Source organism: Streptomyces sp. NPDC088252, assembly GCF_044740965.1.
Taxonomy (GTDB): Bacteria; Actinomycetota; Actinomycetes; order Streptomycetales; family Streptomycetaceae; genus Streptomyces.
In genome coordinates this window covers 66,316-79,200 of the sequence record NZ_JBIURS010000017.1, presented here as the reverse complement: position 1 = coordinate 79,200, position 12,885 = coordinate 66,316, and the positions used below count along the sequence as shown (strand labels likewise).

At 65.9% G+C, this 12,885-nt stretch carries 22 protein-coding genes; 20 read left to right on the top strand and 2 right to left on the bottom strand.

The genetic code is table 11. From position 1 onward, the window contains the following. Positions 1–85 precede the first annotated feature (85 nt). The 8 genes from ACIOHC_RS29405 to ACIOHC_RS29370 all read left to right on the top strand — a co-directional run bounded on the left by ACIOHC_RS29405 (position 86) and on the right by ACIOHC_RS29370 (position 3,838). Positions 86–517, top strand: coding sequence for an Asp23/Gls24 family envelope stress response protein (locus tag ACIOHC_RS29405; protein WP_351082281.1), 432 nt, complete (start codon positions 86–88; stop codon positions 515–517). 39 nt (positions 518–556) lie between these two features. Beyond that, on the top strand, positions 557–784 hold the full coding sequence (locus ACIOHC_RS29400) for a hypothetical protein (protein WP_351082279.1): 228 nt from the start codon (positions 557–559) through the stop codon (positions 782–784). A 260-nt stretch (positions 785–1,044) separates the two neighbouring features. Further along, positions 1,045–1,227 carry a hypothetical protein gene (locus ACIOHC_RS29395; protein ID WP_351082277.1) on the top strand — a complete coding sequence of 61 codons (183 nt, stop codon included), beginning with the start codon at positions 1,045–1,047 and terminating at the stop codon, positions 1,225–1,227. Further along, entirely contained in the window at positions 1,224–1,907 is a 684-nt protein-coding gene (locus tag ACIOHC_RS29390; RefSeq protein WP_365692248.1) for a DUF6286 domain-containing protein, read from the top strand. Before ACIOHC_RS29395 ends, ACIOHC_RS29390 begins: the two co-directional genes overlap by 4 nt. 8 nt (positions 1,908–1,915) lie before the next feature. Then, the gene (amaP, locus tag ACIOHC_RS29385) at positions 1,916–2,512 is read left to right on the top strand and encodes an alkaline shock response membrane anchor protein AmaP (protein WP_401844630.1); all 597 of its coding nucleotides are present in this window, start codon (positions 1,916–1,918) and stop codon (positions 2,510–2,512) included. Positions 2,513–2,631: 119 nt separating this feature from the next. Beyond that, positions 2,632–3,015, top strand: coding sequence for a transposase (locus tag ACIOHC_RS29380; RefSeq protein ID WP_401844721.1), 384 nt, complete (start codon positions 2,632–2,634; stop codon positions 3,013–3,015). Positions 3,016–3,053: 38 nt separating this feature from the next. Next, positions 3,054–3,209 carry a hypothetical protein gene (locus ACIOHC_RS29375; RefSeq protein WP_401844627.1) on the top strand — a complete coding sequence of 52 codons (156 nt, stop codon included), beginning with the start codon at positions 3,054–3,056 and terminating at the stop codon, positions 3,207–3,209. Between the two features lie 35 nt (positions 3,210–3,244). Next, positions 3,245–3,838, top strand: a complete 594-nt coding sequence (locus ACIOHC_RS29370) for an SRPBCC family protein (protein ID WP_351082270.1) — start codon at positions 3,245–3,247, stop codon at positions 3,836–3,838. Between the two features lie 591 nt (positions 3,839–4,429). On the opposite strand, the gene ACIOHC_RS29365 is transcribed toward ACIOHC_RS29370, so the two are convergent. Next, the gene (locus ACIOHC_RS29365; RefSeq protein ID WP_365692252.1) at positions 4,430–4,618 is read right to left on the bottom strand and encodes a hypothetical protein; all 189 of its coding nucleotides are present in this window, start codon (positions 4,616–4,618) and stop codon (positions 4,430–4,432) included. 83 nt (positions 4,619–4,701) lie between these two features. Here ACIOHC_RS29365 and ACIOHC_RS29360 point away from each other — a divergent pair, with 83 nt between their 5' ends. From ACIOHC_RS29360 to ACIOHC_RS29345, 4 genes are all read left to right on the top strand, one after another. Beyond that, complete coding sequence (locus ACIOHC_RS29360; protein WP_389637787.1) at positions 4,702–4,896, top strand: gas vesicle protein GvpG; 195 nt, start codon at positions 4,702–4,704, stop codon at positions 4,894–4,896. Positions 4,897–4,903: 7 nt separating this feature from the next. Further along, entirely contained in the window at positions 4,904–5,716 is an 813-nt protein-coding gene (locus tag ACIOHC_RS29355; RefSeq protein WP_365692253.1) for a histone protein, read from the top strand. A 6-nt stretch (positions 5,717–5,722) separates the two neighbouring features. Then, positions 5,723–6,775 carry an SRPBCC family protein gene (locus tag ACIOHC_RS29350; RefSeq protein WP_365692254.1) on the top strand — a complete coding sequence of 351 codons (1,053 nt, stop codon included), beginning with the start codon at positions 5,723–5,725 and terminating at the stop codon, positions 6,773–6,775. A gap of 1,541 nt (positions 6,776–8,316) precedes the next feature. Next, a complete protein-coding gene (locus tag ACIOHC_RS29345) occupies positions 8,317–8,472 on the top strand; it encodes a hypothetical protein (RefSeq protein ID WP_401844625.1) in 156 nt (51 codons plus the stop codon). A gap of 19 nt (positions 8,473–8,491) precedes the next feature. Here the strand turns inward: ACIOHC_RS29345 and ACIOHC_RS29340 are convergent, their stop codons facing one another. After that, positions 8,492–8,647: a DUF6131 family protein gene (locus ACIOHC_RS29340; RefSeq protein ID WP_229846355.1), complete on the bottom strand. Its 156-nt coding sequence runs from the start codon at positions 8,645–8,647 to the stop codon at positions 8,492–8,494. A 308-nt stretch (positions 8,648–8,955) separates the two neighbouring features. Here ACIOHC_RS29340 and ACIOHC_RS29335 point away from each other — a divergent pair, with 308 nt between their 5' ends. The 8 genes from ACIOHC_RS29335 to ACIOHC_RS29300 all read left to right on the top strand — a co-directional run bounded on the left by ACIOHC_RS29335 (position 8,956) and on the right by ACIOHC_RS29300 (position 12,877). Further along, positions 8,956–9,351, top strand: a complete 396-nt coding sequence (locus ACIOHC_RS29335; protein WP_351086692.1) for a gas vesicle protein — start codon at positions 8,956–8,958, stop codon at positions 9,349–9,351. Positions 9,352–9,442: 91 nt separating this feature from the next. Beyond that, complete coding sequence (locus ACIOHC_RS29330) at positions 9,443–9,907, top strand: gas vesicle structural protein GvpA (protein WP_351086690.1); 465 nt, start codon at positions 9,443–9,445, stop codon at positions 9,905–9,907. 3 nt (positions 9,908–9,910) lie between these two features. Beyond that, a complete protein-coding gene (locus ACIOHC_RS29325) occupies positions 9,911–10,624 on the top strand; it encodes a GvpL/GvpF family gas vesicle protein (RefSeq protein WP_351086689.1) in 714 nt (237 codons plus the stop codon). A gap of 9 nt (positions 10,625–10,633) precedes the next feature. Further along, the gene (locus ACIOHC_RS29320) at positions 10,634–10,885 is read left to right on the top strand and encodes a gas vesicle protein GvpG (protein WP_351086687.1); all 252 of its coding nucleotides are present in this window, start codon (positions 10,634–10,636) and stop codon (positions 10,883–10,885) included. Positions 10,886–10,967: 82 nt separating this feature from the next. Then, the gene (locus ACIOHC_RS29315; RefSeq protein WP_351086685.1) at positions 10,968–11,423 is read left to right on the top strand and encodes a gas vesicle protein; all 456 of its coding nucleotides are present in this window, start codon (positions 10,968–10,970) and stop codon (positions 11,421–11,423) included. Continuing rightward, complete coding sequence (locus ACIOHC_RS29310) at positions 11,420–12,235, top strand: GvpL/GvpF family gas vesicle protein (protein ID WP_365692256.1); 816 nt, start codon at positions 11,420–11,422, stop codon at positions 12,233–12,235. Before ACIOHC_RS29315 ends, ACIOHC_RS29310 begins: the two co-directional genes overlap by 4 nt. Continuing rightward, positions 12,232–12,480 (top strand): gas vesicle protein, encoded by a 249-nt coding sequence (locus ACIOHC_RS29305; protein WP_351086682.1) that lies wholly within the window; start codon positions 12,232–12,234, stop codon positions 12,478–12,480. Before ACIOHC_RS29310 ends, ACIOHC_RS29305 begins: the two co-directional genes overlap by 4 nt. Then, positions 12,470–12,877, top strand: coding sequence for a gas vesicle protein K (locus ACIOHC_RS29300; RefSeq protein WP_351086680.1), 408 nt, complete (start codon positions 12,470–12,472; stop codon positions 12,875–12,877). Before ACIOHC_RS29305 ends, ACIOHC_RS29300 begins: the two co-directional genes overlap by 11 nt. The last annotated feature ends 8 nt before the right edge of the window (positions 12,878–12,885 follow it).

Here is a 12,885-nt window from a genome sequence, read left to right as displayed (position 1 = left end):
GTCCACACTTCTGATAAAACCTACTAAAACGAATATAATCCGACCAAAGAGTGCTAGGTGATCTCCTTCAGGGAGGAATAGCCCGATGACTGAGAACACCGGCGTAAAGCACGGCGGTGTGCCCGGCTCTCGCGGTCGGACAACCATCGCCGACGTGGTGGTAGAGAAGATCGCTGGGATGGCGGCACGCGATGTGCCCGGCGTCCATGCCCTGGGCAGTGGATTCGCGCGCTCGATGGGATCCATGCGGGAGCGGATGCCTGGCGCCGGTAGTGGCAAATCCGTCACGCGCGGGGTCAGTGTCGAGGTGGGAGAGGTGCAGGCGGCCATCGATCTGGAGATCGTCGTCGACTACGGCGTCTCCATCACGGACGTGGCCAGTGACGTACGCGAGAACGTGATCGCCGCAGTGGAGCGGATGGCGGGCTTGGAAGTGGTGGAAGTCGATATCGCGGTCAGCGATGTGAAGCTGCCCGACGAGGAGGACGAAGAGGAACAGCGGCAGCGGGTTCAGTAGCCAAGGGGGGCGCAGCCCGCTTGAGCGAAGGAGCGCGTGATGAGCAAGGCTGTGGTCGGCTTGCTTGCCGGAATGGCACTGGGCTTCGCCGGGTACTTCGGTGGCTTCTGGGCCTTCCTGCTCGTGCTGGTACTGGGCGCCGTCGGACTTGTCGCCGGGCGCTTGATGGAAGGTGATCTCGAACCGGGTGACTTCATCCGCCGCCGTGACGGCCACCAGCGGATGCGCGAGGACCGGCGGCAGGCTCGGGGAGACTGGCGGCAGTGACCAGCGACGTCGATCGTCGTCCGGGCACTCCTCGCGGGGAGCGGGGTGCGACCACCGTCTCCGACCGGGTCGTTGGGAAGATCGCTTCCCACGCGGCCCGCGAGGCGCTGAGCCGGTTCACCGAGTCGGCCGGCCATGTACCGCCCGGCCGCCGGACACCACGCGTGACGGCGTCTGTGCGGCAGGCACCGGAGCGAGACGAGGCAGGACGGGGCCGCGTTCCTGCCCATAGCCGCCCGGCCGTGCTCGGCGGAGTACGGATGCGCATCGCCGTGGAGTTGGGCTATCCGTCCGACATCGGGGCTCAGTGCGCTGCGGTGCGCCGCGAGGTCATCGAACGGCTCAGGACGTGGGCCGGTATGGACGTGTCCGAGCTCACGGTGTCGGTCGAGAGGCTGCACTCGGTGCACTCGCGGCATACGAACCGGGAGAGAGTGAGATGAGCGCGAACACCTGGCGACAGCCGACCGGCGATGGCGACATTCCCCCTGGTGCGGGACAGGCAACCACGTCCGCGGACAATCCCCGAGGCAAGGGCACGACGGCAGCGGTCCATAGAGCCGGCCGGCCGGCGCGCCGCTTCTGGTCCGCACGGCGGATCCCGGCAGTCATTGTGGCGCTGCTGTCCGCCGCAGCCATCGGGCTGCTCCTGTACGACGTGATCTCGGTACGGGCAGACCGGCCCGGGATGAGCTGGCGACGGCGGCTCGCCGAGGAACTGGCCACGCGACCACTGCACGACATCTGGATGACCGTCGGGGCGGCAGTGGCGATGGCCCTTGGCCTGTGGCTTTTCCTGCTGGCGGTGACGCCGGGACTACGCAGACTGCTACCCATGCGGCAGCCCACCGGAATCCCCAGAGCCCAGGAGGTCCGCGCCGGGCTCGACCGCCACGCAGCCGCCCTGATTCTGCGCGACCGAGCCGTACGGGTGTCCGGTGTGCAATCGGCACGGGTCGATGTCGGCCGCCGCAAGGTCAGAGCCCGGGCACAGGCACATTTCCGCGATCTCAACGAGGTTCACGCGGATTTGGACGCCGCGTTGGGCGAAGCCGTACCGAACTTGGGGCTCGCCCGGCAGCCCACGCTGCACGTGCGCGTCCGGCGTCCGAAGAAGGGGTGAGGTGTCCCATGCTCAGGGCTGTGAACCGGGTGCTGCTGGGGCTGCTCGGCCTTGGACTGTTCGCCCTGGGTGGTGGCGTGCTGCTGGGTGGGCTGGATCTGCAGCGCCGCTGGGGGTTCGACGTGCCGGGCTGGTGGCCCTTCCGAGGTCCGAACGATGTCGTGCTGGGCACCGAGGGACGCACCCGGTGGCGGGAAGAGTACTGGTGGTGGCCGGCCGTCATTGCCGTGCTCGCCGTGCTTCTCGCGCTGCTGCTGTGGTGGCTTCTGGCGCAACTGCGCAGACACCGGCTGGGCCAGGTCCTCGTCGAGAGCGAAGACAACTCGACGGCCCGACTCAACGGCCGCGCGCTGGAGGACGCAATCGAGGAAGAGGCGCAAGACCTGGACGGGATCTCGCGGGCTCATGTGCGGCTGACGGGTCGGCGTGCTGCTCCGGCCGCACGAGTACGGCTGTTGCTGAAGCCTCATGCGGAACCGGCGCGGACTCTGGAGCAACTGAGCCGGGAAACGCTCGCACACGCACGGGACTCGGCAGGCCTGGACCGCCTCCCGTCGGAGGTCCGACTCCGGGAAGTCCGCCACCGCGCCCGCCGCGTCGCCTAGGTGTTCTGTCCGCGGAGATGGGTGACGGTTATCGCACGGTGTGGTGATCTTGAACGAGTGAGGGTCTACTGCTGGTCGGTGTGGATTGCGACATCTCCATCGACCAGCAGAAGGCCCTCATGCGGGTCCTGCCCTGTTGGTGGGTTGCACGGGCCGTCGTAAGGTCCAGAGGCAAGACCCACGACCACTGCGTGCTCCTGGGAGCCGAGGGCGAGCGGCGGTTGTCGCGGCGCGTGTTGAACAACGAACCGGAATTGCTGGCCCTGCTCGCTGACGTGCTGGCCATCGACGAGGACGTGGTCGGGGCGGTCGACGTCGCCGACGGCATGGCCACCCTGTGGATCAATGTGTTACTCAACCATGGTCAGCACCTCGTCTACATACCGGAACTCGCGGTCGATCGGGCCCCGGTCGGCCACCGAGGTATGCGCACCGACGCCAAGACACGACTGGTCTGGTGGACGATCGCCTCGCGCGGTCTGCATCGCCGTGTGTATGTGTGAGGCGCATACTGAAAAGACCTGGGAGAACGGAGGACGCCATGATGATCCTCGGCCTCATTCTGCTGGTCATCGGTCTTGTGGCCGGCATATCGATCCTGTGGACCATCGGTATCGTGCTCGTCGCGATCGGCATCGTTCTTTGGATCCTGGGTGCCGCCGGGCGTGCGGTGGGCGGTCGACGGCATTACTGGTAGGGCTGCTTGTTCCGGTTCCCCGTGCGGCCGATGTGATGTCCCGCGACGGCTGTGATCTCGGCGTGCTCGGGTGCCGCATGCTCGATGCAGCTGTTGATGCCGGCCCGCAGATCGCCGCCGGGAGCGGGAATTCAGCGTCCCGGATGGGAGCACACATGGCTGTACGTCATCAGCTCATCGCCCGGGAACCGTCCGTACTCTGGGCGGTTCTGGAGGACGAGAGCCGTTACACGGACTGGGTGGTGGGGACCTTCGACTCCGGCCCTGGCGTCGGGCGTTGGCCGGAAGTCGGATCGTCGATCAAATACACGGTGCGTGTGGGACCGAAGGAGTTCCGTGGACGCACGACGGTCCGTCGCCTCGACGCGCCGCGCGCGCTGGAACTCGAAGCGCACGGAGGGCCGTTGGGTACGGCACGGATCGCCTTCGACGTCCGGCCGTGGGGCGACAAGACCCTGGTCATTCTCGACGAGCATCCGCTGCGCGGACTGGGAGGGAGTCTCCACAACACAGTTCTCGACGCCTTTGCGCAGATCCGGCACCGCAGCATGCTGCGGCGACTTGCGGAAGTCGTCGAAGAAATGCCCGAGGACACGGGGCGAGCGGCTGGACGAGAGGACCAGCCCTGACAGTTCGTCTTCCCACCGATGCCCGGTGGCCGGCGGATTCGAGGGGTCGTCGCAACACTGCTGGTCAGCCGACTGAGTCCAGTGGCTTTGGCGAGATGCTTCGGCTGGGGCTTCCCAGCTTTCGTGGTCGGCCGCTGAGTTCGGCGGCCACCACCTCCAAGCCCTGGTCCCAGGTCAGGGAAAGCCACAGGTGCGGCGGAAGGGAGGGGATGGTCGCGGCGAGAACGTTGCGGGCGGCCAGGGCGCCGTGGCCGCGCGGCGGATGTACGAGCATCAGATTGCGGAGGGGGAGCAATCGACCGCCGGGTGGCGACGAGTTCCTGGCTGCAACGTCTCGCGCCGCAGTTACTCGGAATGTCTCGCCCTTGCCCGGCGTGGACTCGCGCACGCCGGGACCACAGCCGTGGCACGGCCCTTCGTGCACCTGGCCGGCAGCGTGAACGTACGACCGGCACCTGGACCCCGCAGCCATGAAAAGGATGGGCGCGTGCACCGTCGTCCGCTATGCCGCCAGAGCATCGATCACCAAGGGTCGCCCATCTCGGCTGGTGCGCCCGACATCCTCTCAAGGTGCGAGGTGCCCGATACCGATCAGACTTGGATGCATGGCAGAAGAACGTCGGCCGCGCGGCGGGAAGACTTCGACGGCAGCCACGTGGCGAAAGCGACGACTTCCGAAGCGCGGCGGAGCGATTCGGAAGCGCGCACCTCGAACACATCGAGTTGCGTCTTGCGGGCGCGCTGCCCTGTTGCAACATCGTCGCCGCTGTGGGCACTCACGTGCAGGCCGTCGGAGTCTGACAGGGACTGATCACGGGACTGCTCACGCTCCCCCCAACACACCGTTCCGCGGAGTGATCTGGGTGGCGGAGAAGCTCAACGACGCCGCCGAGCGCGAGCTGCACGACCCAGGAGTGCTCCGTGCCCAGCTGGCTGTACTGAACCGGGAGTTTGAAGACGGAGATATGAGCCCGGAGGAGTTCGAACCGGGAAGGGAAAGGATGTTCGACCGGCTGCATGCTGCGCAGGTCGGCCCCGCACCGAACGATCGAAGGTGAAGCACCCATGGATGACACAGCCAAGGTGACCCTCGCGGCCGCAGTAGTGGGCGGCTATGTGCTGGGCCGGACGAAGAAGGGCCGGCTGGCGCTGACAATTGCGACGTATCTGGCAGGGAGACGATTCGGCCTTGAACCCCGCCAGCTTGCCGCCGAAGGGATGCGCAGACTCGGAGAGATTCCCCAGTTCGCCGAGCTCCAGGAGCAACTGAAAGGGGAAGTCTTCGACGCAGGCCGTAAGGCGGTGGCTGCTGCCGCCGACCGGGGCATGAGTTCGCTGGCTGACGCCCTCAGCGACCGCACGGCGCGGCTCGGCGAGAAGCAGGATGAGGGGGAGGAAGAGGGGGATGAGGAGGAGTACGAGCCGGAAGAGGGAGGCGCGGAGAGCGAGGAAGAGGAGGAACCCGAAGAGGAAGAGGAAGAGCCGGAGGCCGAGTACGAAGAGGGCCAGGCTGAGGAAGAGGAGGAACAGCCGGAAGAGGAATACGAGGAGGAGGAAGAGCCGGAAGAGAGGCAGCCGAAGCGGCGCCGCAGTTCTCGCCAATCAGCCCAGCCCAGAGGGGGCGCGGCACGCAAGAAAGCCGCTCCCGCCCACGAAGAGAAGCCTCGGACGGCCAAGAAGTCTGCCGCCCGGAAGACGGCCCCGCCAAAGAAGGCGGCTGCGAAGAAAACTGCTCCCGCCAAGAAGTCCGCCGCCCGGAAGAAGGCCCCGCCAAAGAAAACGGCTGCGAAGAAAACTGCTCCCGCCAAGAAGTCCGCCGCCCGAAAGACGACGTCGTCGAAGCAAGCAGCGTCCAAGCGCGCCGATCGTCGGAGGTAGCCAGCCATGACCAGGACGGAAACAGACCAGCCCACGGCACAAAAGTCGGGCGCGGACCGGCTTCGCGAAGAAGCGTCCAACTTCCTCACTGCGCAGGTGGAGAGACTCGCCGAGAAAGCAGGCGACAAACTGACCGATGTCACTGGGCAGCTCACTGATGTGGCCGAGAGTGGATCACTTCCCGCGATCGGTTCCCGCATTCTTCAGGGCGACTCCCCACTGAAGGCATTCGTCGGGGAGAAAGCCAAGGGCTTCAAGGACAAAGTCGTGGGGAAGGTCAAGGAAGCGTTCGGCGGCGGAAAGGGGAAACGCAAGTCGAGCGGCGGAAAGGTCATGAACATCATCGAGGTTCTCGATGTGGGAGTGCCCCTGCGTGTCGCGTACGACCACTGGACGCTGTACGACCAGTTCAGCAGCTTCGCGAAGGGTGTTCGCGACGTTTCGAAGAGCGATGAGATGTCCAGCGACTGGAAGGTCAAAGTCGGCCCTTCCTCGCGCAGCTTCAAAGCGACTGTCCAGGAACAGGTTCCCGATGACCGCATCGTTTGGACGTCCGAGGGAGCCAAGGGAACTACCCGTGGTGCGGTCAGCTTCCATGAGCTGGCGCCCAGCCTGACTCGAATCGTCCTGGTCGTGGAGTACTACCCGTCCGGGTTCTTCGAGAAGACGGGCAACCTGTGGCGCGCCCAAGGGCGCCGAATGCGACTCGACTTCAAGCACTTTCAGCGATACGTCACCCTCTCCCAGGAAGAGCCCGAGGGCTGGCGCGGTGAAATCCGGGACGGTGAAGTCGTCGTGTCCCACGAAGACGCCATGGAAGAAGAAGAGGCCGCCGAGCAGGAGGGCGCACAAAGCGAGGAGTCCGAGGACGAGGACTACGAGGACGAGCCCGAGGACGAGGACTACGAGGAGGAGCCTGAGGAGGACGAACCCGAGGACGAAGACGAATACGAGGAGGAGCCTGAGGACGAAGACGAATACGAAGACGAGGACGAATACGAGGAAGGAGGAGGGGAAGAGGACGTGACGCCCGCCAGGAAGCAAAGGCAACAGAGGTGACGCCGTGACTGACGTCGACTTCAGGCAGGGGATCTACCCCGTTTCGGGGCCGCAGACCCCCAAAGGGCTGTCCCGCAATCCCTGGCGGGCGCACGGCGTCAGCTACGGCAGCTCGCCGCGTTGTCGGAACGCCCGAGGTGTGTGCAGCGCGTCGAGAGCGCGCTGGCGTGCCCCAACTCGTCGCGGTACACCGCCCACCGTTTTTTTCCTGCAGTGGCACGACGGCTCCGCTACTGGGCGAGATGTCGTTCACCGAGTCGACGTGGCTGGTGCGCAAGCGGTCGCCGACGAAGTGTTTGACGACAGCGGCCTGGAACTCCACGAGTTACCCCGCGTCGCGTGCCGACGGAAGCCTCCGCGGGTCGTACAGGTCGGTACAGGCCGGTCGGGCCCACCCGCGATCTGCGCGGCAAGCAGCCGGCCAGCCATCACCCCGCCGAAGCCCTTGGCCACAAAGACGTGCTGAGTGCCAGGGTGGGCGTGTTCGACGTACGGCAGGTGATCGCTCGAATCGTTGTCCTGCGCTGCCCAGCGAGAGGCGGTATCCGCCTCCGCGAACCCCGGCATTCGCTCCCCGGCCCGGGCGTCGAGGCGCGCGAACCTCTCCCGTACCTTTCCTGCCCCCGGTTCGAACGATTCGCCAGTGACGATGAGCAGCCGACGACCTTCTCGTAGGGCGCACTGCGCATCGCACGAACGCCGTCGTCTGGTGTGATGTACATGCCTGCGGGAGCGTCTCCAGGCCTTGCCGGTGCCCCGATCACCAGTTCCATCCTCGGCTTGAGCCGAGTGAACAGCAGCGTGCGGTCGAAGACGGGGTAGCGCGTCCCGACAACGGCATCGCGTGCCTCAACCGTGATGCCGCCCTCGACGGCGAGCCGGCAGCGGGAGCCGTCGTGTAGTTCGGTGGCCCGGGTGCGCTCGTTGATCCGCCCCCTGCGGTGACGACCTTCTCAGCCAGAGACAGCAGGAACTTCCGCGAATGGAACTGCCCCGCCACGCGCACTGCACCGGCCACCTCGAAGCGCAGTTCCGCGTCGGTCACGAAGGACGCGTCGAGCCCTGCCCGCCGTGCGGCCTCTGCCTCATCCCTGACCTCATCGAGGTGCTGCGGATCCCGTGTGTAGGTGTAGGCGGGTGCGTGCTCCAGGTCGGCGTCCGATGTTCAGTTCGGCGCAGAGAGCGGCTGTCCGGCCGAGTCCGTCCTGTTGTGATGGAGCGTACAGCCGGGCGTTGCTGGCGCCGTGCTTTGCTTCCAACTGTGCGTATACCAAGCCATGCACCACAGCCGTCAGTTTGGCCGTGGTGCATCCGGTCGCACCCGCGGCGATCCGGTCCGCCTCAGGACAACAACGTCCAGAACCGCCCGGACCAGTGCCCATGAGGTGCAGAGGCCAGCGATGCCGCCGCCGATGACTGGGACGTCTGCGGTCAGGTCGTGCTGGGGGGGCCAGTACGACTCGTCGACAGTCCGGCGTTCAGTAGCGGTTGACATACACGTCGTCGAAGTCGGCCTCCCCATGGGCGCGGACCGCCCGCACATGCTCATCCACGTCGTCTCCGCAGACGACGTGGTCACGGCCTGTGCCTTCGGTGACCAGTTCGGAGGCTGGCTCGAAGTGTTGCAGGGTCGGCAGTACCTGAAAACTGCGGCGGCCTCCAACCAAAGGCCAGAAAACACCTCCACGATTCGCTGAGTGGCGAGACTCGGCCGGGCTACCAGTAGTGCCTTCGACCAGCGACCGCATGCCCCAGCGACCCCAAGATCCACAAGACGACCCCGATTACCGCGAGAACAATCCCGATTGTCCACAGTATGGAGATCCCGGTCACGAACCCGACGACCAGCAAAATGATTCCGAGAATGATCACGACGTGCTCCGATCTCGCACACATCTCTCTTTCTTACTGTGATCCCTGCACACCGCAAGGGCAACTGCTCAAGGAATGGACACATGCGCCTGCCATGGCCTGTCCTCCGACGGTGGGCCGTCGGAGGACAGATCAACAAGAGTGAACACCGGCGTTCCACCACTTGCGAAACGCCCATGCACGCGGTTAAGAGGTTGTGCCCCGCCACTGGATTATCGAGATGCGGTCAGCCCAGGCCGTATATCATGGAACGGCGTCTTGTGAAGGTGACGCGGGCATCATGTCGTCTCCGATTCCGGAGCGGGAACATGGCCGTAGGCGAAGAGGACGAGACAGGGCGGGTCCGGCGTCCGTCCAGCAAGAAGCCTGTCAAGAAGACCGCCAGGAAAACCAGCGCTGGACAGGCCAGCAGCCGAACGAGTGAAACGAAGCGTGCGGCCCGTCGGGTTTCGGCCCCGCGGGCCATGCGCTATGCGGCTGAACAGCTCCAAGAGCTTTTGGGGCGAGCACCCGAATCCGTGTCGGCGGTGAAGCCGACGGAGGGCGGCTGGCAGGCGGACGTGGAAGTCTTGGAGCTGGAGCGTATCCCCGGCACTACCAGCGTGATGGCGAGTTACCGGGTGACGCTGGACGAGGAAGGCGAACTGCTGGCGTACGAGCGCACCCGCCGCTACACCCGAGCCCAGATCGACCCGCGTGGCTAGGGCCGGAATACCACTGCTGCACCGCTCGCCGGACAAACAAACGGAAACAGCGTCGTCCGGAGCCACGTGTGAGCTGCTGAAAGGAGGCACCATGACTATGGTGCCGCAGGGCGGAGGAACCGTTTCCAGGGCCGGCGGAGGAGGGTCGGGGAACCTCTACGACATCCTTGAGCTGATTCTGGACCGCGGCTTGGTGATCGATGTCTTTGTACGTGTGTCCTTGGTGGGCATCGAGATCCTCAAGATCGATGCGCGCATCGTCGTGGCGAGCGTGGACACCTACCTGCGCTTCGCGGAGGCCTGCAACCGCCTCGACCTGGAGGAGGGCCGCAAGGCTCCGTCTCAGCTGACCGACCTGGTCGGCGAGGTGACCGAGGGCGGAGCGCATGGCAAAGCCAAAGGTGCGCTGAGCGGGGCCGCTGACGTGCTGACCAATGCCCTGAAGGGAGGACATGACGACGACGAGGCCGAGCAGTCGGAGAAGAGGCGCAAGGAGCCCGAGGAGAGGCGGGAGCGACCGCGGCGTCGGCCTGCCGCCCGACGCCGCGAGGAGTGAACCATGGCCGTGTACGTCTATTCCATTGTCAGCGCCACCCATCCACAGCGCTTGGACGACCTCCACGGCGTGGGGGACCCGCCTGCGACGCTCCGGACGGTGCGCACAGAATCGCTGTCTGCGGTCGTCAGCGACGCGCCCGAGGAGCTGCGTCCCAAACGCCGAGACCTCAGCGCACACCAGTCCGTCCAGGAACAGCTGATGGCGGACGGCACCGTTCTGCCGCTGCAGTTCGGCTTCACCACCACGGACGACGACGCTGTACGAGCGGTCCTGGAGGACCGTACGGATGAGTTCAGCGAACGCTTGCGGGCGCTGGAGGGCTGCGTGGAATACCACCTGAAGGCCGCCCAGGACGAGGATGCGCTGTTGCGCCAGATCCTTCAGGAGTCCGACGAGGCGCGCGAACTCAACGAGGAGATCAGAAGCGGCCGCGGCAGCCCGGATCTGCCGCTCGCCCTCGGAGAACTGGTCTCCCAGGAAGTGCAGGCGCGGCAGGATCAGCTCGCCACCGGAGTGCTCGACGCGCTGCGCGGATTCGCGCGGGAGGAACGCTCGTCGCAGCCGACCGGGAACGACTTCCTGAACGTGTCCTTCCTTGTGGAGCGGGACAACGAGAAGAGCTTCCTCGGCGCCGAACAGGATGTCGCCAAGGAACTGGGCGAGGACTTCGACCTGCGGCTGGTCGGCCCACTACCCGCCTACAGCTTCGTCTAGGGGGTCCTCATGGGACTGCTGACCCAACTCGCGACTCTTCCGCTGGCGCCGGTGCGCTGCACGGCCTGGGTCATGGAGCGTGTCGTCGAGGCCGCGGAGAACGAGTACTACGACCCAGCACCCGTCGAACGGGAACTCGCCGCACTTGAGCGAGCACTCGTGGCGGGAGAAATCGACGAGGAAACTTTCGACCGGCGCGAGGACGAGTTGCTGGACCGGCTGGACGAGATCAGGGCCCATTTCCAGGGCATCGATACCTGATCGCGGCAGCCGGTGGAACGGGCGCATTGCCACGCGCTCCCGTCGAAGCTCCGGGACACCAGGGAATTGAGGTGCAGCGGCCGTGACCGAACCCGTCGCCAGGAGGCTGGGCGACCTCCCGTCCAGGTCCACCCCGTACGGCCAGGGCTCCTCGGCCAATCTCGCCGACATTCTGGAGCGCGTCCTGGACAAAGGCATCGTCATCGCAGGCGATATCCAGATCAACCTTCTGGACATCGAACTGCTCACCATCAAGCTGCGTCTGCTGGTCGCTTCGGTGGACAAAGCGAAGGAAATGGGCATTGACTGGTGGGAGCACGATCCCTCACTCTCGTCACGCGCGAATGACGGCTACAGCTCACTCGCCGAGGAGAACAAGCGGCTGCAGGCTGAAATCACGGCGCTGCGCGAGGACCGTGAGTTGCCACGGGCCGAGGACGGGGAGAGCCGCGCTACGGCTCCCCGGCGCACCTCACGCACTTCACGCACCAAACGAGTAGAGCCCAGCCCGCGCAGCGAGAGGCGGGACGAGCCATGACCGAGGCCATCATCTATGCGTACGCCGTAGCACGGGACGCCGACGGATCGCTGGAGGGAGCCCTGTCCGGGCTCTCTGGAGTGGCGGATGCGCCGGTGCATCTCGTGCGTGTAGGACACAGCGACGATGTGGTGGTCGCCGTGAGCCCGGTACCCGAGCGGGACTTCCACGAAGCCGCGCTGCGAACGCATCTGGAGGACCTGGACTGGCTGGAGTCAGTCGCCCGCGCCCATCACCGGGTGATTGAGGCCTTGGCCGCCCGCACCGCCGTCCTGCCACTGCGTCTGGCGACGGTATACCTCGACGACGAGCGGGTGCGACTCATGCTCCGGGCCCGCCAGGAGGCGTTTGCCGGCAGACTGACCGACCTGGCGGCGCAGGTGGAGTGGGGCGTCAAGATCTATGTCGAAGCGCCTGCGGCCACCGAGCGTCCGGAAGGACCACCTACAGATGCGGGCCTGAGCCCCGGGCGGGCCTACCTCAGCCGACGCAGAGCACAGCGGCACGCCCGCGAAGACGCCTATCGGGACGCCGAACAGGCAGCCGAGCGGGTCGAGGCCGCCGCCCGCGCGTACGCGGTCGAGCGCGTCCAGCACCGGCCGCAGCAAGGCGAACTCGCCCGAGGGCCGGGAGAGAACGTCATCAACGATGCCTACCTCGTGCCGCTGCGGCATGCCGAAGACTTCCGCGCCGATGTCACGCGGGCGGCAGAAGGACTCCCCGGGGTGCGCGTCGAAGTCACAGGGCCGTGGGCCCCGTACTCCTTCGCCACCCCCACTGAAGCCGAACCGCTGAAGAAGGCCACGCCGTGAGGGCGGCGGGCAGGCCGGAGGTCACGCCGAAGGAGCCGCTGCCGGAACGGCAGATCGCACTGATCGACCTGCTGGACCGGTTGCTCAGCGGAGGCGTGGTCCTCACCGGTGACGTCGTGCTCTCCATAGCCGATATCGACCTCGTGCGCATATCGCTGCGCGCGCTGATCGTCTCCATCAGCGAACAGAATCCTTCCCCCTGGCATGCCATCTCAGCACCCATAGGAGACGACCATGACAGGTGAGGACCGTCCGCCGGGAAGCCGCCTCGACGAGATCGCCGATGCCGCAGCCCGTGCCTTCCGCATGCTGCCGGCAGTGCCGCAGGACATCCTGCCCCGGGGCGGCGCGGAGGCGCGAAGGCCGGCCCACCGGATCACCACTGCCCCGGACACGGTGGAACGGGACCTGATCAAACTCGTGCTCACCCTCGTCGAGCTGCTACGACAACTCATGGAACGCCAGGCCCTTCAGCGCGTCGACGCAGGAGACCTCACTGAGGAACAGGAGGAGCGCCTCGGAGCGACTTTGATGATTCTGCACAGTCGTATGATTGAACTCTGCTCTCGATACGACCTTTCCATGCAAGATCTCAACTTGGATCTCGGACCTCTCGGAACTCTGCTGCCACCACCCGAATAACCCCAGGG